24 protein-coding genes are annotated in these 24,624 nt (G+C 72.2%); 17 read left to right on the top strand and 7 right to left on the bottom strand.

The genetic code is table 11. From position 1 onward, the window contains the following. Positions 1-12 precede the first annotated feature (12 nt). The 7 genes from IE255_RS04100 to IE255_RS04070 all read left to right on the top strand — a co-directional run bounded on the left by IE255_RS04100 (position 13) and on the right by IE255_RS04070 (position 7,942). Positions 13-663, top strand: coding sequence for a class I SAM-dependent methyltransferase (locus IE255_RS04100; RefSeq protein WP_190048700.1), 651 nt, complete (start codon positions 13-15; stop codon positions 661-663). 107 nt (positions 664-770) lie between these two features. Next, the gene (locus IE255_RS04095; RefSeq protein WP_190048699.1) at positions 771-1,058 is read left to right on the top strand and encodes a hypothetical protein; all 288 of its coding nucleotides are present in this window, start codon (positions 771-773) and stop codon (positions 1,056-1,058) included. Positions 1,059-1,120: 62 nt separating this feature from the next. Continuing rightward, positions 1,121-2,071: an N-acetylmuramoyl-L-alanine amidase gene (locus IE255_RS04090; protein ID WP_190048698.1), complete on the top strand. Its 951-nt coding sequence runs from the start codon at positions 1,121-1,123 to the stop codon at positions 2,069-2,071. 908 nt (positions 2,072-2,979) lie between these two features. Continuing rightward, positions 2,980-3,798 carry a hypothetical protein gene (locus tag IE255_RS04085; RefSeq protein WP_190048697.1) on the top strand — a complete coding sequence of 273 codons (819 nt, stop codon included), beginning with the start codon at positions 2,980-2,982 and terminating at the stop codon, positions 3,796-3,798. 107 nt (positions 3,799-3,905) lie between these two features. After that, entirely contained in the window at positions 3,906-4,937 is a 1,032-nt protein-coding gene (locus tag IE255_RS04080) for an LLM class F420-dependent oxidoreductase (RefSeq protein WP_190048696.1), read from the top strand. Positions 4,938-5,054: 117 nt separating this feature from the next. Further along, positions 5,055-7,598 carry a DUF6185 family protein gene (locus IE255_RS04075; protein ID WP_190048695.1) on the top strand — a complete coding sequence of 848 codons (2,544 nt, stop codon included), beginning with the start codon at positions 5,055-5,057 and terminating at the stop codon, positions 7,596-7,598. Positions 7,599-7,648: 50 nt separating this feature from the next. Continuing rightward, complete coding sequence (locus IE255_RS04070) at positions 7,649-7,942, top strand: hypothetical protein (RefSeq protein WP_190048694.1); 294 nt, start codon at positions 7,649-7,651, stop codon at positions 7,940-7,942. 115 nt (positions 7,943-8,057) lie between these two features. Here IE255_RS04070 and IE255_RS04065 read toward each other — a convergent pair whose 3' ends face one another. The 3 genes from IE255_RS04065 to IE255_RS04055 are packed head-to-tail and all read right to left on the bottom strand — an operon-like array spanning position 8,058 to position 11,340. After that, entirely contained in the window at positions 8,058-9,128 is a 1,071-nt protein-coding gene (locus tag IE255_RS04065) for a prenyltransferase/squalene oxidase repeat-containing protein (RefSeq protein ID WP_190048693.1), read from the bottom strand. Then, the gene (locus IE255_RS04060) at positions 9,125-9,874 is read right to left on the bottom strand and encodes a class I SAM-dependent methyltransferase (RefSeq protein ID WP_190048692.1); all 750 of its coding nucleotides are present in this window, start codon (positions 9,872-9,874) and stop codon (positions 9,125-9,127) included. The genes IE255_RS04065 and IE255_RS04060 overlap by 4 nt, the downstream gene beginning before the upstream one ends. After that, positions 9,868-11,340: a glycosyltransferase family 4 protein gene (locus IE255_RS04055; protein WP_190048691.1), complete on the bottom strand. Its 1,473-nt coding sequence runs from the start codon at positions 11,338-11,340 to the stop codon at positions 9,868-9,870. The genes IE255_RS04060 and IE255_RS04055 overlap by 7 nt, the downstream gene beginning before the upstream one ends. A 210-nt stretch (positions 11,341-11,550) precedes the next feature. Here IE255_RS04055 and IE255_RS04050 point away from each other — a divergent pair, with 210 nt between their 5' ends. Both IE255_RS04050 and IE255_RS04045 read left to right on the top strand, forming a co-directional pair. Beyond that, positions 11,551-12,213: a TetR family transcriptional regulator gene (locus IE255_RS04050; protein WP_190048690.1), complete on the top strand. Its 663-nt coding sequence runs from the start codon at positions 11,551-11,553 to the stop codon at positions 12,211-12,213. Positions 12,214-12,614: 401 nt separating this feature from the next. Next, positions 12,615-12,935, top strand: a complete 321-nt coding sequence (locus IE255_RS04045) for a GYD domain-containing protein (protein WP_190048689.1) — start codon at positions 12,615-12,617, stop codon at positions 12,933-12,935. A 23-nt stretch (positions 12,936-12,958) separates the two neighbouring features. Here the strand turns inward: IE255_RS04045 and IE255_RS04040 are convergent, their stop codons facing one another. Beyond that, complete coding sequence (locus IE255_RS04040; protein WP_190048688.1) at positions 12,959-13,192, bottom strand: ferredoxin; 234 nt, start codon at positions 13,190-13,192, stop codon at positions 12,959-12,961. Between the two features lie 2 nt (positions 13,193-13,194). Continuing rightward, positions 13,195-14,646 (bottom strand): aldehyde dehydrogenase, encoded by a 1,452-nt coding sequence (locus IE255_RS04035; protein ID WP_190048687.1) that lies wholly within the window; start codon positions 14,644-14,646, stop codon positions 13,195-13,197. 86 nt (positions 14,647-14,732) lie between these two features. Between IE255_RS04035 and IE255_RS04030 the strand changes: the two genes are divergently transcribed. From IE255_RS04030 to IE255_RS04020, 3 genes are all read left to right on the top strand, one after another. After that, a complete protein-coding gene (locus IE255_RS04030) occupies positions 14,733-15,785 on the top strand; it encodes a Strvi_7410 family MBL fold metallo-hydrolase (protein WP_190048686.1) in 1,053 nt (350 codons plus the stop codon). 62 nt (positions 15,786-15,847) lie between these two features. Beyond that, positions 15,848-16,348 carry a nuclear transport factor 2 family protein gene (locus IE255_RS04025; RefSeq protein WP_190048685.1) on the top strand — a complete coding sequence of 167 codons (501 nt, stop codon included), beginning with the start codon at positions 15,848-15,850 and terminating at the stop codon, positions 16,346-16,348. A gap of 67 nt (positions 16,349-16,415) precedes the next feature. Beyond that, positions 16,416-17,321 (top strand): Sco1979 family transcriptional regulator, encoded by a 906-nt coding sequence (locus IE255_RS04020; protein ID WP_190048684.1) that lies wholly within the window; start codon positions 16,416-16,418, stop codon positions 17,319-17,321. 19 nt (positions 17,322-17,340) lie between these two features. Here the strand turns inward: IE255_RS04020 and IE255_RS04015 are convergent, their stop codons facing one another. Both IE255_RS04015 and IE255_RS04010 read right to left on the bottom strand, forming a co-directional pair. Next, positions 17,341-18,156: an SAM-dependent methyltransferase gene (locus IE255_RS04015; RefSeq protein ID WP_190048683.1), complete on the bottom strand. Its 816-nt coding sequence runs from the start codon at positions 18,154-18,156 to the stop codon at positions 17,341-17,343. Between the two features lie 33 nt (positions 18,157-18,189). Then, positions 18,190-18,867 carry a phosphotransferase gene (locus tag IE255_RS04010; protein ID WP_190048682.1) on the bottom strand — a complete coding sequence of 226 codons (678 nt, stop codon included), beginning with the start codon at positions 18,865-18,867 and terminating at the stop codon, positions 18,190-18,192. A 283-nt stretch (positions 18,868-19,150) separates the two neighbouring features. Between IE255_RS04010 and IE255_RS04005 the strand changes: the two genes are divergently transcribed. The 5 genes from IE255_RS04005 to IE255_RS03985 are packed head-to-tail and all read left to right on the top strand — an operon-like array spanning position 19,151 to position 24,515. After that, a complete protein-coding gene (locus IE255_RS04005; RefSeq protein ID WP_190048681.1) occupies positions 19,151-20,362 on the top strand; it encodes an SCO2321 family membrane protein in 1,212 nt (403 codons plus the stop codon). After that, positions 20,359-20,985 (top strand): SCO2322 family protein, encoded by a 627-nt coding sequence (locus tag IE255_RS04000; RefSeq protein WP_190048680.1) that lies wholly within the window; start codon positions 20,359-20,361, stop codon positions 20,983-20,985. The genes IE255_RS04005 and IE255_RS04000 overlap by 4 nt, the downstream gene beginning before the upstream one ends. Then, positions 20,978-22,045, top strand: coding sequence for an energy-coupling factor transporter transmembrane component T (locus IE255_RS03995; protein WP_190048679.1), 1,068 nt, complete (start codon positions 20,978-20,980; stop codon positions 22,043-22,045). Before IE255_RS04000 ends, IE255_RS03995 begins: the two co-directional genes overlap by 8 nt. Beyond that, positions 22,042-23,697: an ABC transporter ATP-binding protein gene (locus IE255_RS03990; protein ID WP_190048678.1), complete on the top strand. Its 1,656-nt coding sequence runs from the start codon at positions 22,042-22,044 to the stop codon at positions 23,695-23,697. Before IE255_RS03995 ends, IE255_RS03990 begins: the two co-directional genes overlap by 4 nt. Next, a complete protein-coding gene (locus IE255_RS03985) occupies positions 23,694-24,515 on the top strand; it encodes an ECF transporter S component (RefSeq protein WP_190048677.1) in 822 nt (273 codons plus the stop codon). Before IE255_RS03990 ends, IE255_RS03985 begins: the two co-directional genes overlap by 4 nt. Positions 24,516-24,624: the final 109 nt, after the last annotated feature.

Here is a 24,624-nt window from a genome sequence, read left to right as displayed (position 1 = left end):
GGAAGGAACCCCATGCCCGCGGCCCCGAAGCCCGAGATCCTCGCCGCGTTCGAGGCGGCGAAGGGGTTCATGCCCATGGCCGAGGGCCTCGCTCTGTACGCGGCGGCGGTGGAGGCCGGCCGGCTGGGGCTGCCGCTGCTGGAGGTCGGCACGTACTGCGGCCGGTCCACGATCCTGCTCGCCGACGCCGCCCGCGAGGCCGGAGTCAGCGCGCTCACCGTGGACCACCACCGCGGCAGCGAGGAGCAGCAGCCGGGCTGGGAGTACCACGACCCGGAGACGGTCGACCCCGAACTCGGCCTGATGGACACGCTGCCCACGTTCCGCCGCACCCTGCACCGGGCGGGCCTGGAGGACCACGTGGTGGCCCTGGTCGGCCGCTCCCCGCAGATCGCGGCGATCTGGCAGACCCCTGTCGGCTTCGTCTTCATCGACGGCGGCCACACCGACGAGCACGCCACCGCCGACTACGAGGGCTGGGCCCCGCACGTCGCCGAGGGCGGCCTGCTCATCATCCACGACGTCTTCCCCGACCCGCAGGACGAGTTCACCGGCCAGGCCCCGTACCGCGTCTACCTCCGGGCCCTCGCCTCCGGCGCCTTCACGGAGGTCTCGGCGACGGACTCACTGCGGGTCCTGCGGCGCACCGGGCCGGGCGTCTAGGAGCACGGCTGGGCGGGTGAACCGCACCCCCCGCAGCCTCTCCCGGTCGGCCCACGGGCGGCGTGGCGAGTCGGCGGGCGACCGCCGCTGCCCAAGGATCCGGGCGCGTGGCACACACCTTCGCAGAGCTCGTCGAGAAGCAGCGCGCGGCGGACGAGGCGTACGCCCGCGTACGTCATCTGCAGGACGCGTACGGGCCGCCCACCCAGACCAAGTGGAGCGACCAGCAGACCACCACCTGGGAGACCGCCTGGCGGGCCTGGCGCGACCTCGCCCGGGACGTCCAGGCGGCGGTGACCGCGTACGCGAAGCAGGAGGAGACGCCCCGCCAGGAGATCGAGGCGCGGGTGAAGGAGGCGGTACGGCACGGGGAGGGGGCCGGCGACGAGGCGTAGCCGCCACCCGTCGGGCCGTCCTCGGCCCGCTCCCCCCGGGCACGGCCGCTAGGGTGGCAGACGTGTCGTACGTAGGCCCGGACTTCGAACCTCCCCAGCCCCGCCGCTCCCGCCGCGGCCCCCTCACCGTCGCGCTCGCCGCGCTGGTGCCGGGGGCGCTGCTCGGCTGGTTGGTGTACGAGACGGTGGGCGGCTCCGGGGACGGCGGCGGCTCGGGCGAGGCGGCCGTACGGTCCTCGCCGCCCGCCGCGTCGAGCGCGCCCTCCGACGACGCCAAGGAGCCGAGCGCCGAGCCGACACCCTCGGACGCGCCGTCGACGTCCGCGCCCGCCGCCTCCGGCCCGCTCAAGGGAAAGGTCGTCGTCATCGACCCGGGGCACAACCCGAGCAACTTCCAGCACCCGACCGAGATCAACCGCAAGGTGAACATCGGGATGAACTGGAAGGAGTGCGACACCACGGGCACGTCCACCAACGACGGGTACACCGAGGCGAAGTTCACCCTGGACGTGGCGCACCGGCTGCGCACGCTCCTCGAAGAGCAGGGCGCCACGGTGAAACTGACGCAGGACGACGACCGGCCGTACGGACCGTGCGTGGACGAGCGGGCCCGGATCGGCAACGCGGCGAAGGCCGACGCCGTGGTCTCGATCCACGCCGACGGCTCGGGCGCCGGCAACCGCGGCTTCCACGTCATCCTGCCCGGCGCGGTCCACGGCGGCGCCGCCGACACCCGCGCGATCGTCGCCCCCTCCCGCGACCTCGGCGAGCGCGTCGCGGGCCGCTTCGTGGCCGTCACCGGCAGCGCGCCCGCCAACTACATCGGCGACGGCAGCGGCCTCGTCACGCGTAAGGACCTGGGCGGTCTCAATCTGTCAACGGTTCCCAAGGTGTTCATCGAGTGCGGCAACATGCGCGACAGCAAGGACGCGGCGCTGCTGACCAGTGGCGCGTGGCGGCAGAAAGCGGCGCAAGGGATCTCTGAGGGCATTACGAGCTTCCTGCGGGCATAGACAACAGCTGCTATAAACCCGGGTCTTCAACAGCCGACCCCAGGTTCACCGACTGGTGGAAGGAGAATTCCAAGGAGGCCTACAACACCGGGCTCGCGAATGCGGCAGCCGCGTTCGACAACGACGCCAAGTCCAAGCAGGGCAAGCGCAAGGGGCGCCAGGTGCGTGTTCCGGGCCGGAAGCCAAAGCGAAAGGCCCGCCTGGCCTGCCGGTTCACCACCGGCACGATCCGCCTTCACTCTGCCCCGGCTGGGTTCGATCCGTACCCACGAACCCACAAGCAAGCTTCTGGATCGCATCCAGGCCGGCACGGCGCGCATCCTGTCCGCGACCGTTCGGCATGAGCGCGGGCGCTGGCTCGCCTCCTTTCAGGTGGAGACGGCCCGGAAGATCACCCGCATCGCTCGGCCGGATGCGGCGGTCGGGATCGACCTGGGCGTCAGGCACCTCGCGGTCCTGGTACCGGAGTGGCCGGAGACCAGGACACGCCTCACGTGTCGAAGCCCCGTGGAGCCGACCGTAAGACCCGCCGCCAACGCCCCGGCCGGAACATCGGCCGAGGCGGGCGGGCAGATGGCGCAAGCCTGCCGCATCCGCGGCAGAAGGAAACGGGAGACCGTCGTCAGGATGCCGACGCGCAACTCGCGCTCCGGTGACACCGCCACGGACCTTTCAGGCGGAAACGCCCGGAATGCCGAGAGTCGCTGAGGCTTTAAGTAACGGAATCGTGAGCTTCCTGCGCGCGGTAGCAATGCGCAGGCTGATCCAGGCGGACACCCAGGTCGAGCGGACGATAAGGTCCGTTCGTACGATGAGGGGCTCCCCCCGCGCTTCACACAGGGGCCAGACGGCGACAGGGTGACAGCGACGCCTCTACCGACGATGAGACGACCTACGAAGGACCTGAAGTGAATATCCGCTCCCTCACTCGAGGCGACGGCGTGGTGATCGGAGCAGCGGTGTTGCTGTTCATCGCGTCGTTCCTCGACCTCTACTCGATCGATGGTGCCCCTGACAGCGCCGACCTCCCCAGCCTGTGGGCGAGCGGGCCGGTCGTGCTCGGCGTCGTCCTGGCGGGGATCATCGGTGCCGCGCTCGTCGTCATCAGCCGCGGCCTGCCCCAGGTCCCGAAGGTCGCCGGTCTCGACCTCGGCCAGTTCGGCATCGCGTTCACGGTGTTCGCCGCGTGGAGCGCGCTGGGCAACATCTTCGACCCGGCCGGCGGAGCCGACAACTTCGAAGGCAGCACCTCCGACGGTCCCAGCGCCGGCCTCGGCCTGATCCTCGCCCTCGTCGCCACGCTGCTCATGGCCGCCGCGGCCCTCGCCACCCCTCTCGTCCCGGCCCTCAAGGGCGCCCTCATCCCGGCCCCCCGCCCCGCCGCTCCCCAGCCCTACGGCGCCCAGCCGCAGGGCGGCTACGGCTACCCGGGCGCCCAGCAGCCCGGCGGCTACGGCCAGCCGCAGCCGGGGCAGCCGTACGGCGGTCAGCCGCAGCAGGCGCAGGCCCAGCCGCAGCCGCCGGCCGGGGACTTCTCGCCGTTCTGGTTCGCGGTGCCGGTGCCGCGGCCGCTGTTCGCGGAGGACGGTTCGCCGACGCCGATCGCCGAACTCGCGCCGGGCACCTGGTACCTGGCCGTCGAGCAGCGCGGCCCGGCCCTGGTCGCCCAGACGCAGGACGGCCGCCGCGGTGTCCTTCAGGACACGTCGGGCATCCAGCGCGGCTGAGCCCACGGCCCCCGCACGGCCCCTCGCCCTTCCGGGCGGGGGGCCGTTGCCGTACAGTCGCCGCCTGAGCTGACTACCCGTCAGGTAGCGACCATCCGGGAGGCGTCATGCGGCTCGGTCTCGCGCTCGGCTACTGGGGCCGCGGCCCCTCCCCCGACCACGTGCCGCTCGCGCAGGAGGCGGAGCGCCTCGGCTACGACTCCGTCTGGACGGCGGAGTCCTGGGGCTCGGACGCCTTCACGCCGCTCACCTGGATCGCGGCGCACACGTCCCGCATCCGCCTGGGCACGGCGGTCGCGCAGATGGCGGCCCGCCCGCCGACCACGACCGCGATGCACGCCCTGACCCTGGACCACCTCTCCGGCGGCCGCATGATGCTGGGCCTCGGACTGTCCGGCCCACAGGTCGTCGAGGGCTGGTACGGCCGCCCGTTCCCGGCGTCGCCGCTCACCGCCACCCGCGAATACGTCGACGTCGTACGGCAGGTGCTCCGCCGCGAGGCGCCGGTGGAGTCGGCCGGCCGCTTCCACGCCCACCCCTACCGGGGCCCGGACGCCACCGGTCTCGGCAAGCCGCTCAAGCCCATCACCCACCCCCTGCGTCCCGGCCTGCCGGTCCTGCTCGGCGCCGAGGGGCCGAAGAACGTCGCGCAGACGATCCGGATCGCGGACGGCTGGCTGCCGCTGTACTGGTCTCCGACGCGGCCGGAGGAGGCGTACGGGGAGGCGGTCTCCGACCTGCCGGAGAGCTTCATGGTGGCGCCCATGGCCCAGGTGCGGGTCTGCGACGACGTGACGGAAGGCCTCCTGCCCGTCAAAGCCATGCTCGGCTTCTACATCGGGGGCATGGGCCACGCGGCCCGCAACTTCCACGCCGACCTCATGGCGCGCATGGGTTACGAGAAGGAGGCCCGCCGCATCCAGGAGTTGTTCCTGTCCGGCCGCCGGAAGGAGGCCGTCCGCACCGTGCCGGACGCCTTCGCCGACGAGATCTCCCTTGTCGGACCGCGTGAACGCATCGCCGAGCGGCTGGAGTCGTGGCGCAAGGGGCCGGTGACCGATCTGCTGGCGCTGGCTCCGGACCGGCAGTCGCTGCAGGCGCTGGCGGAGCTCAACTCGCAGGCTGCGCATACTGATTGACGGAAGCAGGCATGCGCGGGTCGTCGCCCGCGGCACCGGGTATACGTCTGTGGTCCATGCCGTGCGAGGCGTGAAGGGGGCTCATTGGGGCGGGGGGTGCGGCGCTTTGTCTTTCTGATGTTCACGACAGCGCTGCTGTGCATGATGCTCAGCGCGACCGCCCGGGCGGCGGACGACGACTGCCACACCGAACAGCTGAAGACAGCCCGCGTCACCGCATCGGTCCGCCTGAAGCACGAGGGCGAGGACTACAGCAAGGCCGAGGGCCGTCTCACGGTGAAGGTGCCCAAGTCGTGGAGCCGGGCGGCGGATCTGCTGCTGAACGGGGACACGGAGCGGTACCGGACCGCGATGCGGTGTCTGCTGCGCGATCCCGGCACTCCTTTCCAGTACCGGGACACGGAGGGCCGCGCGCATCCGCCGCAGGTGACGTTCCAGAAGAAGTGGATGACGGTCGAGCATCGCGTGACCACATGGGTCATCAACCTCCAGGACCGGGACTTCGGGCCCTGGCGCATCACTGAGGGCAACCGCCTGTGGACCCTGGAGTTGGCACGCCCCCCGGCACTGGAGAAGGCCTGGTGGCAGGAGGTGACCGTCGATCTGGGCGGGCGCGCCGCCCGGAGCGTCTCCCCGGCACCGGACACCGGCTCCATGCACAAGCTGAGCTGGACCACGCAGAAGGCGGGAGAAAAGCCGCCCCAGGTGCGGGTCCTCCTTCAGCCGCCGGCGACCAAGGCCACAGCCGCGCGATGGGGCCAGGTCCCCTGGTACACGATGGACCGGCTGGCCTGGCTGCCTTTTGACGTGGTGATCCTTGTCCTGCTCCTGTCCGTGGTGCGCGCCGTGCGGGACGAGCCCGTCTCCTCGCCGCCCACCGACACGGAGGAACACACGGTCCGCAATCTGCTGCGCATGGGCTGGCTGGGGTTCGCGATCACCGTCACCCAATACGTCACCAACGTGGGCCTGGACCACATCGCCGGTCTCATCGTCGTGCTCCTCACGGGCCTGGCGCTGTGCGCCTTCGGCAGGCCCGGTCGTGTCGCGGTCGCGCTCGTCGTCGCCTCGGCCGGCTACGTCACCGCGGTGGTGTGCCGTCCTGAGTGGTTCGCGCTGCCCCCCGGCCTGGAGCTCGACTGGGAGAACGCCCCGGAAGTGGTGCGGTGGTTCCGGGACGAGGGCGGCATGTACGCGTTCGTCTTGGTCTGCGCCTGCGTCGTCTTCGTCTGGCTGGTGGGCGTCGTCGCCTCCGTGACGCGGCTGTGGCGGGCCTGCGACGCCCCGGCTCCGGTGTCGTCCCGCGGGCGCTTCCCGCTCGGCGTCCTGGGCGCGCTCGTCCTGGTGTCCGCGGCCCTCCCGGCGGCGAGCGTGTGGACCGCGCAGAACGCGTGGGAAAGCCGGAGCTGGCTCAGCCGGCGCACTGCGGACGAGGACTACGGACTGTGGCATGTGGCGTCGCTCTTCAACGACGACATCCGCTGGTTCCCCGAGGCATGGGTGGACTGGTTCAGCCTGGACTACTTCTGGTGGTGGGGCCCGTCCCTGGCGATCGTGGCCGTGCTGCGCGCCCGGCACAGGGCGGCGGCTGAGCCGGCCGTGCTCCCGTCGCCGGCGGAGGTACGGACCCTGAAGGCGTTCTTCGTGGTCGCGGTCGCGCCGCTCGTCGGCTGGTACGCCGGTGTCCCGCTTCCCCTGCCGCCACTGCTGGCGCTCTGGCTCGCGATGACCGCGCTGCTGGCGTTCGGCGCCAGGCGCTCGGTCCTGTACCGGGAGCTGCTGCCCGGTGTCCGGGTGCACGAGGTGGTCAGGGAGTTCGACAGGCGGCGGCTGCTCAAGGCGGCCCGGCGCCACCGCGAGCTGCACGCGCAGCTTCGCCGCGTCGAGCAGGGCCAGCAGGACGGTCAGCGGGCCGAGTTGGAGCACGAGCTGGACCGGCTGCAGCGGCTGCCGCACCCGTGCCCTCCCCCCGGCCTCCCCCACACCTGGGTCCGGCTGCCGCACTCGGCGGGGCCGGTGGAGCTGGCCCTGGCCTGGGGGCCACGCACGACCTGGTGGGGCAACGCCTGCCGGGCCGCGTACTTCGCCACGCTGGCCTCGGTGCCGCCGGCCGGAGTACTGCTCTGGGCCGAGCATGTCAGGGGGACGCTGTGGGTCGACAAGTTCGTGGAGCGTTTCGGGTTCGTCGACACGGTGGCGTCCCTGATGAGCATGGGGATCACCTGGGCGGCCGCCGGGTTCACGCTGGGCGCCCTGTGGCGCGTACTGCCCGGCCGTCGCGGTCCCGTGCGGGCGTTCTGGCTGTCTCTCGTGTACGCGGCCCCCGTCTTCGTCCACTGGATCGGTCTCCGGCTCGTTGACCAGCCCTTCGGCACCTGGGCGCTCAACGTCAGCCTCACGCTGCTCGTCCTCACCGTGACCGGGGTCGCGATGGACATCGACACCTTCCGCAGGGAGGGGCACTACTGGCCCACCAAGGCGAGCCTGTTGCTGTCGGTGTACCAATGGCGTACGGCCTCGCTCCAAGTGGCGTTCCTCGTCGCCCAGGTCGTGGCACTTGTGACCATCTGGCAGCAGCTCAAGGGGGCTGAGCCGATGGTGCTGATCGAGCGGGACCCCAGAGAGGGCGTCGGGGGCGGTGGTTCCGGGAGCGCGCCCTGACCGCGAACGCCTTCGGGTTTATCCAGCACTTGGCGGGCTACCCGATGGATATGTCCCCTCGATATCGCAACGGTGCGAATCAGGCCGGCACGATCATCGCGGTCGTCGCCGACATCATGGCTCTCATCCTGGGCCTGTGGATTCTGATGTACCTGCTCGACGCGAACCGGGCGAACGACTTCGTCCAGTTCGTCCACGACGCGGCCCGCTGGCTGGCCGGCTGGTCCCATGACCTCTTCACGTTCGACGAGGCCTGGGCCAGGGTCGTAGCCGGCTACGGCCTGGCGGCGGTGGTGTACCTGTTCGTGGGCCACGCGATCGCGAACAGGGTTCATCGTCACTGACCCGCTTGTCGTTTTTTTGGGGGCGCGGGGCTGTGTCGATATGCGGCTCCGCCGCGTGGGCGCGATCAGCCACAGACAACCCGCGCCCGCAACTCGGCACCAACCCCCCGAGCTCCTAGGCGCAGCACTCCGCCTCAAGCCCCATGGGCAACTGCTCCCCACCGAACACGGCACAGGTCGCCTCATGCCCACCCAACGCGGCCACGGCCAGCAACAGCGACCCCGCCGTCCACGTCGTCAGCTCCCGCGGCCAGATCGCGTCGTCATCGAAGACGTACCCGGTCCAGTACAGCCCGCTCTCCGGATCGCGCAGATGCCGGATCGACTGCAGGACCTCAAGGGCCCGGTCGGACTCCCCCATCACCCAAAGGGCGAGGGCGAGTTCCGCGGACTCACCCCCCGTCACCCACGGATTGGGCACCACACACCGCACGCCCAGTCCGGGAACGACGAACCGGTCCCACCCCTCCTCGATACGGGACTTGGCCTCCGCACCGGTCAACGCGCCGCCCAGCACGGGGTAGTACCAGTCCATCGAGTAACGGTTCTTGTCCAGGAACCGCTCGGGATGGTGCCGTATGGCGTGCCGCAGCGCACCGGCCGCCAACTCCCAGTCCGGCTGCGGCTCCTCCCGCTGCTCGGCGATCGCCAGCGCGCACCGCAGCGCGTGGTGGATGGAGGAGCACCCCGTCAGCAGGGCGTCGGCCGTCTCCGTGCCGTCGTCGTCGCGCCGCCAGCCGATCTCGCCGCCCGGCTGCTGGAGGCGGAGCACGAACTCCACCGCCGCGTACACCGCCGGCCACATCCGGTCCAGGAACGTGTCGTCGCCGGTGGAGAGGTAGTGGTGCCAGACGCCCACGGCTATGTAGGCGACGAAGTTGGTCTCCCGGCCCCGGTCCGTGACCGCGTCGAACTCCCCGTCGGTGTAGGCCGCGTACCAGGAGCCGTCCTCGTTCTGGTGCCGGGCCAGCCACAGGTAGGCCCGCTCGGCGGCCTCGTGCTCGCCGGCCGTGTCGAGGGCCATCGCGGCCTCGACGTGGTCCCACGGGTCGAGGTGGTGCCCCCGGAACCACGGGATCGCCCCGTCCTCGCGCTGCACGGCGAGGATGCCGGCGACGGTTTCGGCGGCCTGCCCGGCGGTGAGGACCCCGGGCAGGACCAGGTGTTCCGTCCGGGGAGTCGTCACTGGGCGTCCGCCCCGGTGCCGGAGAGACGCGGCAGGTGCGGCTTGGTCGCGTACGCCACGAAGCTCTTGCCGATCAGCGGGTTCAGCGCCTGCTCGGCGACCCGGGTGGCCAGCGGCTTCTTCATGATGTCCCAGACGAGCAGCTTGTGGTACGCGCGCACCGGCAGGGCCTTGTCGTTGTCGACGCCGAACGCGCACTTCAGCCACCAGTAGGGCGAGTGCAGGGCGTGGGCGTGGTGGGTGCCGTAGGGCTCCAGGCCGGCCTCGCGGATCTTCTCCAGCAGCTCGTCGGCCTTGTAGATGCGGATGTGGCCGCCCTCGACCTCGTGGTAGGCGTCGGACAGGGTCCAGCAGACCTTCTCGGGGCCGTAGCGCGGGACGGTGACGGCGATGCGCCCGCCGGGCTTCAGCACCCGGACCATCTCGGCGAGGACGCCCTTGTCGTCCGGGATGTGCTCCATCACCTCGGAGATGATGACGACGTCGAAGGACTCGTCGGGGAAGGGCAGCGCGAGGGCGTCGCCCTCCATGGCGGTGGCCGTGGCCCCCTCGGGCGCCTCCCCGGCCTCCTTCATCGCCGCGAACCACTTCGCGACCTCGCGGATCTCGTCGGCGTTCTGGTCCAGCGCCACGACCTGGGCGCCGCGCCGGTAGCACTCGAACGCGTGCCGTCCGGCACCGCAGCCGAGGTCCAGGACGCGGTCGCCCGGGGCGAGCGGGAACCGGGAGAAGTCGACGGTCAGCACGTGGCCCTGCTTTCGGAGTTGACGCCTGCTACATCTGTCGGGGCCGGGGAGCCGGCACCGGCCGGAGCCGCGGCCGCCGGGCGGGCGGCGGTCAGTGGCGTGGAGCGCTCGGTGGTTGCCGCCGGGCGGGTGGGAGCCCCCGGCCCGGTGTGTCCCGCGTCGCTCCCGGCCCGGGCGATCGCCTCGCGGTACCGGGCCACCGTGCCCTCCGCGGCCCTGGCCCAGGTGAAGTGCCGCAGTACCCGCTCCCGTCCGGCCGCCCCGAGCCGCGCACGCAACGCCGCGTCACTCAGCAGTCGGCCGAGCCCGGCGGCCAGCGCCCCGGCGTCGCCGGGCGGTACCGCCAGGCACGTCTCCCCGTCGCGGCCGGCGACCTCGGGGATGGCTCCGCCGGTCGTGGCGAGGAGCGGCGTGCCCGTGGCCATGGCCTCGGCGGCCGGCAGCGAGAAGCCCTCGTAGAGCGACGGCACGCACGCGACCTGCGCCGAGCGCACGAGGTCGACGAGTTCCGCGTCGGAGATGCCCTTGACGAAATCGACGGCGCCGGCGAGGCCGTACCGCTCCATCGCCTGGGCGACGGGGCCCTCCGTCGGGCGCTTGCCGACGACGACGAGGTGGGCGCCGGGGTGCTCGGTGCGTACCTTCGCCAATGCCTCGACCAGGTGCACCAGGCCCTTGAGCGGCACGTCCGCGCTGGACGTCGTCACGATCCGGCCCGGCACGACCGGCACCGAGGGGTCCGGCGAGAACAGGTCGGTGTCGGCGCCGATGTGGACCACGTGGACACGGTCCTCGCGGACGCCGAGGTGGTCGACGATCTCCTGGCGGGAGGTGCCGGAGACGGTGAGGACGGAGGGCAGCCGGCGTGCGACGCGCTTCTGCATGCGCGTGAAGGCGTACCAGCGGCGCACCGAGCAGCGCCGCTGCCAGCCCTCCGCGGCGTCCAGCTCCAACTGCCGGTCGACGGTGATGGGGTGGTGGATCGTGGTCACCAGGGGGGCGCCGACGTCGCCCAGCAGGCCGTAGCCGAGGGTCTGGTTGTCGTGCACGACGTCGAACTCGCCGCGCCGGGCGCGCAGATGGCGGCGGGCGCGCAGCGAGAACGTCAGGGGCTCGGGGAAGCCGCCGGTCCACATGGTCGCGACCTCGAGCGCGTCGATCCAGTCGCGGTACTCGTCGCGCTTGGGCGTGCGGAAAGGATCCGGCTGGCGGTACAGGTCCAGGCTGGGCAGCTCGGTGAGGGTCAGCCCGTCGTAGCCCTCGTCGAGGACGGGGTAGGGCTGGGCGCCGATGACCTCGACCCGGTGGCCGAGGCGGGCCAGTTCGCGCGAGAGGTGCCGGACGTAGACGCCCTGGCCGCCGCAGAACGGGTTCCCTTTATAGGTGAGGAGCGCGATGTGGAGCGGTCGCAAGCCGTCGGCTGCCGGGTCCTCCGGGGCCCCGGCCTCCCTGGCCTCAGCGGTCACTCTGGGCCCCCTTCTCCCTGCTCTGTCCCGCGAGATTACGCCGGGACGCTAATCTAGAACAAGTTCCAGACTTGATCGTTCGGAGGCTCCGAATCTACCGGCAGGTAGGGGCGCTGTGACCAGTGGATCAGGTGATTCACGCCACGGCCGACGCCGTGCCATGCTGTGTGATCACTCGTCCTCACGGACGGTCACGGAACGGGACGACACATGCCCGCGGAAGCCAAGGTGAGCGCCAAGGTGAACAAGGTGGCCAAGGTGGAGGCCAGAGCCGCAGCCCCCGCTTCCCCTCCCCTCACGGAGCGGCAGGAGGCCCGCCGCCGCCGCATCCTGCACGCGAGCGCGCAGCTGGCCAGCCGGGGCGGTTTCGACGCCGTGCAGATGCGCGAGGTCGCGGAGTCCTCACAGGTGGCGCTCGGCACGCTCTACCGGTACTTCCCGTCCAAGATCCATCTACTGGTCGCCACGATGCAGGACCAGCTGGAGCACATGCACGGCACGCTGCGGAAGAAGCCCCCGCAGGGCGAGACGGCGGCGGAGCGGGTCGCGGAGACGCTGATGCGCGCCTTCCGCGCCCTCCAGCGCGAACCGCACCTGGCCGACGCGATGGTCCGCGCCCTCACCTTCGCCGACCGCAGCGTGAGCCCGGAGGTCGACCAGGTCTCCCGGCAGACCACGGCGATCATCCTGGACGCGATGGGCCAGGAGAACCCGACGCCGCAGCAGCTGTCGGCGGTCCGGGTCATCGAGCACACCTGGCACTCGGCGCTGATCACCTGGCTCTCGGGCCGTGCCTCGATCGCCCAGGTGAAGATCGACATCGAGACGGTGTGCCGGCTGATCGACCTGACGGCCCCGGACACACGCAAGTGACCCCCGGACACACGCAAGTGACCTACGAGACGGGTTCCCTTCGCCGGCATGGTCCGGATCAGGTTATGGGGGTCGCCTTCCGGTCGCCGGCCTTGCGGCCCTGCGACTTTCCGGCCTCTCAGCCCTACCGTCGCAGTCGGCACCAGCGGAAGCCGAAACTTCCGGCCGACGTCGGCTACTCCGGTCGGACTCCCTCACTCGTCCCGTAGGCCTATATCCAGGTTAGGGCTTCTGTCCGCGGAGAGAAGACCCTGGGCGGAATTTTTTACCTGAATGTCCTGATTTTTCCGAGTGACCCATATGGCCCTGGATGCACCCCTCTCGTCGCGACGAGAGCCCGAAACGGAAGGAGCATGAGGGGGTCGAAGCGACTGTTCGGGCGGAAGTGAAAGGTGACCCCGATGCCGAAGTACCTCTTCAAGGTGAAGCTGACCCAGGACGGGCTCAAGGGGCTGCTCAAGGAAGGTGCGAGCGCGCGGCGTGAGGTCGTCGCACGCATGGTCGACGGCCTCGGGGGCCGGGTCGAGACGATGTACTGGGCCTTCGGCGACGACGACTTCTACCTCACGGCGGAGCTGCCGGACAACACCTCCGCGGCGGCCATGGGCCTGGTCACCTCGGCGGCCGGCGGCGTCCGCACGAGCACGGTCGTCCTGCTGTCGGCCGACGAGATCGACCAGGCCGTCCGGCAGCAGGTGGACTACCGCGCACCCGGTGCCTGACGGACCCCACGAGCCGGCCGCCCCTACTCCTCCGGCGGGAACACCGCCTCCCCGCTGTCCCCCAGCGTGATCACGATCGCCTCCACCGGACAGCTCTCCGCCGCCTCCAGCACCCGCTCGTTCGCGTCCGTGTCCGGGGCGACCGGATGCGACTGGCGGGCGGTGTCCAGGCGGAAGCCGTCCGGCGCGTGGTGGAGGCACTGGGCGGAGCCGATGCACAGGGAGCGGTCGACCTCGACGTGCCAGCGGTCGCCCATCGCTACGCCTGCGCCGGCAGGTGGATCATCTTGTGCTCCAGGTACTCGCCGTACCCCTCGGGGCCGAACTCCCGCCCCAGGCCCGAGTGCTTGTAGCCGCCGAAGGGGCCCAGCATGTCCAGGCTGAAGGTGTTGACCGAGTAGGTGCCCGTGCGGACCTGCCGGGCGATGTCGATGCCGTGCTCGACGTCCGCCGTCCACACGCTGCCGCTCAGCCCGTAGTCCGAGTCGTTGGCGATCTTCACGGCCTCCGGCTCGTCGTCGTAGGGCAGCAGGCAGACGACCGGGCCGAAGATCTCCTCGCGGGCGACGCGCATGGAGTTGTCGACGTCGCCGAAGAGGGTCGGTTCGACGTACCAGCCGCGGTCCAGGCCGGCCGGGCGCCCGCCGCCGGTCAGGATCTTCGCGCCCTCCTCCTGCCCGATGCGTATGTAGTCCAGGTTGCGCTGCTGCTGCCGCCGGGCCACCAGCGGCCCGACCTGCGTCGCCGGGTCCAGCGGGTCGCCGACCGTCAGGGCGCCCGCCGCGGCGGCCAGGGCGTCGGCGAACTCGTCGTAGCGGGAGCGGGGCAGCAGGATGCGGGTCTGGGCGACGCAGGCCTGGCCGTTGTTCATCCAGGCCGCGGGGGCGATGCCCGCCACGGCCGTCTCCACGTCCGCGTCGGGCAGCACGACGGCCGCGGACTTGCCGCCCAGTTCGAGCGTCACGCGCGTGAGGTTGCGGGCCGCGACCTCCATCACGCGCTTGCCGGCCGCGACGGACCCGGTGAAGGACACCTTGTCGACGCCGGGGTGCCCGACCAGGTACTCGCTGACCTCCCGGTCGGCGGGCAGGATCGACAGCACGCCCTCCGGCAGCCCGGCCTCGCGGGCGATCTCGCCCAGCAGGTAGGCGTCGAGCGGCGACTCGGGCGAGGGCTTGAGCACGGCCGTGCAGCCGGTGAGCAGCGCGGGGGCGAGCTTGGCGGCGGCGACGAACTGCGGGACGTTCCAGGGGACGACCGCCGCGACGACCCCGACGGGCTCCCGCCGCACGAGGATCTTGCCCAGGACGCCGTCGCGCCGCTCCTCGTAGGTGAAGTTCCGCGCGACGGTGATCGCGGAGTCCCACACCATCACCGCGCCGAGCGCCTGGGCGAGGACGCTCCAGGAGTACGGCGAGCCGTTCTGGGCGGAGATCACGCGGGCGATCTCGTCGTGCCGGGCGGCGACGCCGTCCTTGATCCGGCCGACGACCTCGATCCGCTCGTCGAGGGTCATGCGCGGCCAGGGCCCCTCGTCGAAGGCCCGGCGGGCCGCCGCCACCGCCCGGTCGACATCGGCCGTCGAGGCGTGCGGGACGCGCCCGATGACCTCTTCCGTGTGGGGCGAGATCACCTCGATGACGTCCTCGCCCAGGGGGTCGGTCAACTCCCCGCCGACGAACAGCTGTCCGTGTTCCACGAGCTCGGTCATGGCCGACTGCCTTCACATCTGACGGTGTTTCAGAAACTGATACCAGTTCTCGTTATAGTGGGCAATGGCCGTGTGACGGAGGTCAGATGAAGAGCAGTCAGGACCACGAGCCCGTACCGGCGGTGTACGACCACGGCGGAGGCGTCCGGTCCCTGCGGGTCCCCATCCCGGACAACCCCCTCGGCCACACGCTGGTGTACGTCGTCGACACCGACCGGGGGCCGGTCCTGGTCGACACCGGCTGGGACGACCCCGAGTCCTGGGACACGCTCACCCAGGGCCTCACCGCCTGCGGCACCTCCGTCGCCGAGATCCACGGTGTGGTCGTCACCCACCACCATCCGGACCATCACGGCCTGTCCGGCCGGGTCCGCGAGGCGTCGGGCGCGTGGATCGCGATGCACGCGGCGGACACCGCGGTCGTGCGGCGGACCCGGGAGGCCCGTCCCGAGCGCTGGTTCTCGTACATGGCGGACAAGCTCACCGCCGCCGGCGCGCCCGAGGAGCACATCGCCCCGCTGCGGGCGGCCCGGCCGCGCACCCTGCCCGGCCTCTCCCCCGCCCTGCCGGACCGGGAGATCGTCCCCGGCGAGCTCCTCGACCTCCCCGGCCGCCGGGTGCGCGCGATCTGGACCCCGGGGCACACGCCCGGCCACGTCTGCCTCCACCTGGAGGAGACGCACCCGGCGCGACTCCCCGGCCACGGCCGCCTGTTCTCCGGCGACCACCTGCTGCCCGAGATCACCCCGCACATCGGCCTGTACGAGGACCCGGACGACGCCACGGTGACCGACCCCCTGGGCGATTACCTCGACTCCCTGGAACGCGTGGGCCGCCTCGCCCCCGCCGAGGTGCTCCCGGCCCACCAGTACCCGTTCCCCGACGCCGCCGCCCGCGTGCGCGAACTCCTCGACCACCACGAGGACCGCCTCACCGCCCTGCTGGCCCTCCTCGCCGAGCCCCTCACGCCCTGGCAGCTCGCCGAGCGCATGGAGTGGAACCGCCCCTGGGACCAGATCCCGTACGGCTCCCGGAACATCGCCGTCTCGGAGGCCGAGGCCCATCTGCGCCGCCTGGTCAAACTGGGCCGGGCGGAGGCGGTGCCGGGGAGCGAGCCGGTGACGTACGTGGCGGTGTAAGCGGTGTAAGGGGGTGGCAAACCCGGCGGCGGACGGGACACCGGGGTGCTAGGAAGCCCCACATGGACCCCGCTGACCACTTGGACCCCGCCGCCCCCATCGACCCCATCGACCCCATGGGACACCTCCTCGCCGAACGCGCCTGCGAGCGTCTGATCCTCGACTTCGTCCACCGGCTCGACCTCGGCGAACCGTCCTCCGTCGCCGAGTTGTTCACCGAGGACGGCGTCTGGCAGTGGCCGGAGGGCGACCGCCTGGTCCAGGGCCGCGACGCCCTGCGCGCGTACTTCGGCTCCCGTCCCGCGGACCGGCTCTCCCGCCGCATGATGTCCAACGTCCTGGTCACGGTGGTGTCCCCGGAGACGGCCAAGGCGATCTCATACTTCACGACGTACCGCGTCGACGGCTACGAGGGCGGTGTCATCCCGGCCGGGCCGCCGGTGCAGGTCGGCCACTACGAGGACACCTTCCAGAGGACCGCGGGCACCTGGCTGCTCGCCTCCCGGACGCTGCGTCTCCCCTTCGGCGGTCCCACACCGCGCCCGAAGTTGCCTGTGGCATAAGGAGCTTGATGCCGACGAGTGCCCCCTAGGATGGGCGCACGCAACGCTCGCACCGGGAGACATGCCCATGGGCACCGAAGAGGCCGCACGTACATCGACCGGCAGCGGAGCCCTGGACGGCAGGTCGGCCGGGCCCATGGTGCCCCGGCTGGCGCTGGGCGCACGGCTGCGCGGGCTGCGGGAGGAACGAGGCGTCTCCCGCGCGGACGCGGGGCACGTCATCCGCGCCTCCTCCTCCAAGATCAGCCGGATGGAGGCCGGGCGCCACGGCTTCAAGCTGCGGGACGTCGCCGATCTGCTCACGCTCTACGGCGTCACGGACGAGGCCGAGCGCGCCACGCTGCTGGCGCTGGCCGAGCAGGCCAACACCCCTGCCTGGTGGCGGTACTACAGCGATGTGGTGCCCACCTGGATGCAGACCTACCTCGGGGGGGAACAGGCGGCGAGCCTCATCCGCTGCTACCAGGTCCAGCGTGTCCCCGGCCTGCTCCAGACCGCCGACTACGCACGCGCCGCCATCCGGCTCGCCCACCCGGACGCCGGTCCCGGGGAGATCGACCGCCGGGTCGCGCTGCGGATGACCCGGCAGCGGATCCTGCACCGGGAGCCGCCGGCCCAGCTCTGGGCCGTGCTCGACGAGGCCGCGCTGCGCCGCCCGGTCGGCGGCATCCGGGTGATGCGCGCCCAGCTCCGGCATCTCATCGAGATGTGCCGGCTCCCGCAGGTCACGGTCCAGATCCTGCCGTTCCTGGCCGGCGGTCACGCCGCGGAAGGGGGCCCGGTCACGATCCTTCGGCTGCCCGGCGGGCAACTGCCCGATGTGGTCTACCTGGAGAAGCTCACCACCGCCCTCTATCCCGACCGGCCCGCCGAGATCGAGCGCTACTGGGACGCCATGAACCGCCTGGTGGTCGAAGCCGAGTCACCGGACGAGACTCCGACCATCCTGCACCGCCTCCTCCAGGAGACCTGACTCCAGGAGACGTGACGGCTCAGTTCTTGCGGGCGACACCGCCGTACTGGTGCACCTCGGCGGGCAGCCCCAGGGCCTCGGCGTCGGGCCGCCAGCGGGAGCACGACGTCACGCCCGGTTCGAGCAGTTCCAGACCGTCGAAGTAGCGGGCGATCTGCTCCGGGCTGCGCAGGATGTACGGGATCGAACCGCCGTCGTTGTACTGCTGGATGGCCCTGACGTAGTCCTCGCTGGTGTCGGTGGAGTCGTACTGCACGAGGTAGCTGCCGGAGGGCAGGGCGTCCACCAGCTCCCGCACGATCGAGCGGGCCTCGTCGTGGTCCTCGATGTGGCCGAGGATGCCCATCAGCATGAGGGCGACGGGCTTGTCGAAGTCCAGCGTCTTCCCGGCTTCCCGGATGATCGTGCCCGGCTCGCGCAGGTCGGCGTCGACGTAGTTGGTGACGCCCTCCGGGGTGCTGGTGAGCAGCGCGCGGGCGTGGGCCAGCACCAGCGGGTCGTTGTCGACGTAGACGATCCGGCTCTCGGGGGCCACCCGCTGGGCGATCTGGTGGGTGTTGTCCACGTTGGGCAGCCCGGTGCCGATGTCCAGGAACTGGCGGATGCCCTCCTCGGCGGCCAGATGGCGCACGGCGCGGGCGAGGAAGTAGCGGGCGGCGCGGGCCCCGGTCTCGATGCCGGGGAAGATCTCGCGGAACGCGTCACCGGCCACCCGGTCGACCTCGTAGTTGTCCTTGCCGCCCAGCCAGTAGTTCCAGATCCGGGCCGAGTGCGGCACCGAGGTGTCGATCTTGGGGAACGGCTGCTGCTCGGAGTTCTCGGCCTGGTCGGTCATGGACGCTCCTGCCTGTGGTCGGGGAGGCCCACGTTAGCCTGTCCACGCCCTGGAGAGGATCAACTCCTCGGCGCGGCCCAGGAGTTCGACGTCCGCCTCGGTCATCGTCGGATTGGCGGCCCGGCGGCGCAGGGCCTCGGTCAGGGCCGGCCGCGTGAGCGGGGAGGGACCGGCGAGGAGGGCGGTGAGCATGGCGCGGGCGGGTGCGCAGAGGTCGTCGCCGGCGTCGGCGGCCTGCGCGAGGATCACCGCGGACGCCGCCCAGTCCAGGGCCGGGTCGCCCTCCGCCGCGTCCGACCAGTCGATGACGCGGGGGCCGTCGGGCGTGAGGATCACGTTCTCGGGGTGCAGGTCCAGGTGGAGGACACGGACGGCCGGGTCGGTGGAGCGCAGGGCGGGGACGGCGTGCAGGTCGCGCAGCAGCCGGGCGAGGACCGAGCCCGCCTCCGTCACGTCCAGCGTGCCCGCGAGGCACGCCTGGAGCATGGTCGGGCCGGAGAGCCGTTCCATCACCAGGTCGGTGCGCGAGCCGGACGGGCGGACCCGGGGGACCGGGTAGCCGTGGGCGTGCACGTGCGCCATCACCGCGCCCTCGGCCGCCGCGTCGCCCCCGCCGTCCCGCTCGCGGCGCAGCACCCACGCCTCGTCGATCGCGTAGACGTCGGCACGGCGGCCCGAGCCGAGCAGCTTCCCGGGTGGTGTGGTCGGCATACCTCGAAGCTACCCCGGCGCCCTCGGGCGGTTTTGGGACGTGCGGGTACAGTGGGCAGGTCGTCATCACACTCGTACGGGGGAAAGCCGGTGCAATTCCGGCGCTGACCCGCAACCGTGAACCGCCGCCCAGGCGGTGAGCCGGATCGCCCCGTACGGTTCGTGACCGGCTCACGTGCCCGGCAGCCCGCCGGTGCACGGCACCGTCGAGGTATACGGAGCCGAGCCGCCGGGGGTGCCCCGTGCTGCCCGGCTCCCCCACAGGGAGAGGCACCCGCCGATCATGAACGTCCGCCGCAGCGCCGCGGTCCTGGCCGCCGTCGCCGTGATCGGCGCCGCCGCGCCGGCCGCCGCCGACCCGTCCCCCTCGCCGTCCCAGGCGTTCCCCTCCGCCCTGTACGGCGACAAGGACCCGAAGTTCGACGGCGTCTGGCGCCAGTCGCTCGCGCTGCTCGCGCAGGACACCGTGGGGGTGAAGCCTCCGGCGAAGTCCGTGGAGTGGCTGGTGCGGCAGCAGTGCGCGGACGGCGGGTTCGCCTCGTACCGCCCGGACCCCACCACCGCGTGCGACGCCAGGATCATGCTCGACACCAACGCCACGGCCGCCGCCGTCCAGGCCCTCGCCGCGCTCGGCGGGCACGACGCCGTCACCGGCAAGGCCGTCGACCGGCTGAAGTCCGTCCAGAACAAGGACGGCGGCTGGGGCTACTCGGCGGGCGGTGCCAGCGACATCAACTCGACGTCCGTCGTCATCGGCGCGCTCGCCGCCGTGGGCGAGAAGCCGGACCGGGTGGAGAAGGGCGGCAAGTCGCCCTACGACGCGCTGCTGAAGCTCGCGCTGCCCTGCGGCGGGGACGGCGACGGCGCGTTCGCGTTCCAGCCGGACAAGAAGGGCAAGCTGACCGCCAACGCGGACGCCACGGCGGCGGGTGTGCTGGGCGCGCTGGGCAAGGGCATGGTCGTGAAGCCGGGCGAGAAGTCCGACGCGACCTGTTCGGAGCCCCGTACGCCGGAGCAGGCGGCGGCGAACGGAGCGGCCTACCTCATGGCCGCCCTGGCCAAGGACGACGCGCATCTGATGTCCGCCCTGGCCGGTGCCGAGCCCCAGCCCGACTACGGCAACACCGCCGACGCGGTCGTCGCGCTCGCCGCCCGGGGCGACACCGCGCAGGCGGAGAAGTCCCTGCGCTGGCTGGAGAAGAACTCCGCGACCTGGGCCGCGCAGAACGGTCCCGCCGCCTACGCCCAGCTGATCTTCGCCGCGCACGCGACGGGCACGGACCCGCGCGACTTCGGCGGCGCCGACCTGGTGAGGCAGCTGAACGCGACGGGCCCGGCCCCGCAGGCCGCCGAGCGGACGAACGCGGCGGAGGAGAAGAAGGACTCGGACTCGGACTCCGTGTTCGGCGTCTGGTGGTACGTCGGTGTCTGCCTCGTCGCCGGCGTCGGCATCGGGTTCCTGTTCAGCGGCCGCCGGAAGAAGCAGCAGCTGTGATCCGCCGGGCCGTTCTCCTCCTGCTGGCCTCGCTCCTGCTGTGCGCGGGGGCGGGCCAGGCGCAGGCCGCCGGCTACCGGTACTGGTCGTTCTGGGAGCGCGACGGCGACCGCTGGGTCTACGCGACCCAGGGCCCGTCGATGATCCGCCCCTCGGACGGCGACGTCCAGGGCTTCCGTTTCGCGGTGAGCGAGGACTCGGCGGACGCGGTCCGGCCGCGCGGCAAGGCCGACTTCGCGTCGATCTGCGCGAAGACGCCCGCGCGGGACGGTAAGAAGCGAGTGGCCCTGGTCCTCGACTTCGGCACCCCAGCGGACGCCCCACGGTCCGAAACCCCGCCCCCGGCCCGAACGACCTGCGCGCGGGTCTCCCCCGATGCCACGACGGCAGAGGCCCTGGCCGCAGTCGCCAAGCCGCTGCGCTACGGCACGAACGCCCTGCTGTGCGCGATCGCGGGCTACCCGGAGCAGGGCTGCGGCGAGCAGGTGGCGAAGAAGCAGAACACGGGAGCGGAGAAGAAGGAGCAGCCGGACAACGGCCCGTCCCTGGGCCTGGTGGCGGGCATCGCGGTGGTGGTCCTCCTGGGCGGAGCAGCGATCTGGCAGGTACGCCGACGTGGGTAGGGCGATCCACCCCGGCGCCTGGTGGCTCTGGTCCCTCTCCCTCGGCACCGCGGCCACCCGCACCACCAACCCCCTCCTCCTTGCCCTCCTCATCACCGTGTCCGCCTACGTCGTGGCCACCCGCCGCCCCGAAACCCCCTGGTCCCGCTCCTACGGCGCCTTCGTCAAACTCGCCCTCGCGGTGCTGCTCATCCGGCTCGTCTTCGCCATCGTCCTCGGCTCTCCCATCCCCGGCACGCACACCCTGTTCACCCTCCCCGAAGCCGGCCTCCCCGCCTGGGCCCAGGGCATCCGCCTCGGCGGCGAGGTCACCGCGGAGGCCCTCGCCTTCGCGCTGTACGACGGCCTGAAGCTGGCCACGCTGCTCATCTGCGTCGGCGCCGCGAACGCCCTCGCGAACCCCTCCCGCCTCCTCAAGTCCCTGCCGGGCGCGCTCTACGAGATGGGTGTCGCGGTCGTCGTGGCCCTCACCTTCGCGCCGAACCTCATCGCCGACGTGCAGCGCCTGCGCGCCGCCCGCCGGCTGCGCGGCCGTCCGGACAAGGGCCTGAGGGGGCTGCTGCAGGTGGGACTCCCGGTGCTGGAGGGCGCGTTGGAGCGCTCCGTCGCCCTCGCCGCCGCGATGGACGCCCGCGGCTACGGCCGTACCGCGCAGGTCCCTGCCGCCGTCCGTCGTACCACCGCCGCCCTCACCCTCGGCGGCCTGCTCGGCGTCTGCGCGGGGACGTACGGGCTGCTCACGGCCGAGGGCGGCACCTACGGTGTCCCCGTCCTCCTCGTCGGCATCGTCGCCGCCCTCGCGGGACTCAAGCTCGGCGGCCGTCGCTCGCTGCGCACCCGTTACCGCCCGGACCGCTGGGACGTGCGCGCCTGGCTGGTCGTCGCCTCGGGCGTGGCGGTGGCGGCGCTGCTCACCCTCGCCTCCGTCCGCGACCCCGCGGCCCTGCACCCGGGCGTGGTCCCGCTGGTCGCCCCCACCCTCCCCCTGTGGCCGGCCGCGGCCGTACTCCTCGGCCTGCTGCCCGCGTTCGTCGCCCCCGACCCCAAGGAGCCGTCGTGATCCGCTTCGAGGATGTCTCCGTGACGTACGAGGGGGCCGCGGAACCCACCGTCCAGGGCATCGACTTCGAGGTCCCCGAGGGCGAACTCGTCCTGCTGGCCGGCCCGTCCGGCGTCGGCAAGTCGACCGTCCTGGGCGCGGTCAGCGGACTCGTCCCGCACTTCACCGGCGGTACCCTGCGCGGCCGGGTCACGGTGGCCGGACGCGACACCCGCACGCACAAGCCGCGCGAACTCGCCGATGTCGTGGGCACGGTCGGCCAGGACCCGCTGTCCCACTTCGTCACCGACACCGTCGAGGACGAACTCGCCTACGGCATGGAGTCGCTGGGCCTCGCCCCGGACGTGATGCGCCGCCGCGTCGAGGAGACCCTCGACCTGCTCGGCCTGGCCGATCTGCGCGCCCGCCCGATCGCCACGCTCTCCGGCGGCCAGCGGCAGCGGGTCGCGATCGGCTCGGTCCTCACCCCGCACCCGAGCGTCCTCGTCCTGGACGAGCCGACCTCCGCGCTCGACCCGGCCGCCGCCGAGGAGGTCCTGGCGGTCCTCCAGCGGCTCGTGCACGACCTCGGCACGACGGTCCTCATGGCCGAACACCGCCTGGAACGCGTCATCCAGTACGCCGACCAGGTCGTCCTGTTGCCGTCCCCGGGCGCTCCCCCGGTCGTGGGCACCCCGTCCGAGGTGATGGCCGTGTCCCCGGTCTACCCACCGGTGGTGGCCCTGGGCCGCCTGGCGGGCTGGACTCCCCTGCCGATGACGGTCCGCGACGCCAGGCGCAGGGCAGCAGATCTAAGGCACCAGCTGGAAAACGCCCCCAAGGGGCGCGGGGAACTGCGCGACCAGCCACACAAGACCCGCACCCGCCAGCCCTCCGGCCCCCCCACCCCGGTAGGCGCACTCCACTCCCTCTCGGTCACCCGCGCCCGCATCCAGGCCCTCCGCGCCATCGACCTCACCATCACCCCCGGCGAGACGATCGCCCTCATGGGCCGCAACGGCGCCGGGAAATCGACCCTGCTCAACTCCCTGGTCGGTCTGGTGAAGCCCAGCTCGGGCACCGTCCGGGTCGGCGAAGCCGTCCCTCACCACACCGCCCCCAAGGACCTCGTCCGCAAGGTCGGCCTCGTCCCCCAGGAACCCCGCGACCTGCTCTACGCCGACACCGTCGCCGCCGAGTGCGCGGCGGCCGACCAGGACGCCGGCGCACCCCCCGGCACCTGCCGCGGCCTGGTCTCCGAGCTGCTCCCGGGCGTCACCGACACCACCCACCCCCGGGACCTCTCGGAGGGGCAGCGCCTCGCCCTCGCCCTGGCCGTCGTACTGACCGCCCGGCCCCCGCTGCTCCTGCTGGACGAGCCGACCCGCGGCCTGGACTACGCGGCGAAGGCCCGCCTGGCCGGCGTGCTGCGCGGCCTGGCCGCCGAGGGCCACGCCATCGTGCTGGCCACGCACGACGTGGAACTGGCGGCGGAGATCGCCCACCGCGTGGTGCTGCTCGCCGAGGGCGAGGTGATCGCGGACGGCCCGACGGCGGACGTCGTCGTCTCCTCCCCGTCCTTCGCCCCGCAGGTCACCAAGATCCTGGCCCCGCAACACTGGCTCACGGTCTCCCAGGTCCGCGCGGCCCTCCCTCCCGAGGCCACGTCATGAGCACGCAACGGCAGGCCCGGGCCGTCCGCCTCGGCCCCCGCTCCCTCGCCGCCCTGGCCCTGGTCAGCGCGGTCGGGGTCGCCGCATTCGGCTGGCCCTTCCTCGCACCGCCCACCTCGCGGATCGGCGCCCACGCGCAGGACGCCCCCTGGCTCTTCGCGGGCCTGCTCGTGCTGCTCGTGGCGGTGGTGGCCGCGGCGATCTCGGAGTCCGGGCTGGGCCCGAAGGCGGTCGCGCTGCTCGGCGTGCTGGCCGCCACGGGTGCCGCCCTGCGGCCGATCGGCGCCGGTACCGCCGGCATCGAGCCGATGTTCTTCCTGATGGTGCTGAGCGGCCGGGTCCTCGGCCCGGGCTTCGGATTCGTCCTGGGCTCGGTGACGATGTTCGCGTCCGCGCTGCTCACGGGCGGGGTCGGGCCCTGGCTGCCGTTCCAGATGCTGGCGATGGGCTGGTTCGCGATGGGCGCGGGCCTGCTGCCCGGCCCGGACCGGCTGCGCGGCCGGGCGGAGCTCGCGCTGCTCGCGGCCTACGGCTTCCTCGCCGCCTTCGCCTACGGCACGGTGATGAACCTGGCGGGCTGGCCCTTCATGAGCGCCCTCGCCTCGAACGTCGCCTTCGACCCGCACGCGGCCGTGGCCGTGAACCTGGCCCGTTTCCTCGCGTACTGCCTGGCCACCTCGCTCGGCTGGGACCTGGGCCGGGCGGTCGTCACCGTCGTCCTGACGCTCGCGCTCGGCCCGGCGGTCCTCAGGGCGCTGCGCCGCGCCACGCGCCGGGCGGCCTTCGAGACACAGGTCACGTTCGACGCGCCCCGGTGAGGCCGCGCACGTGAAGCCCCCCACATGACCCACGTCACGTACGAAGCGAGGCCGTAGGAACAAGCCCCGGTCAGGGCCCCGAATCACGGCTCCGGGTGCGGCCATACCT

The organism is Streptomyces lomondensis (assembly GCF_014651035.1).
GTDB lineage: Bacteria > Actinomycetota > Actinomycetes > Streptomycetales > Streptomycetaceae > Streptomyces > Streptomyces lomondensis.
The sequence above is the reverse complement of the archived record's forward strand: the minus strand, read 5'-3'. Positions and strand labels throughout refer to the sequence as shown.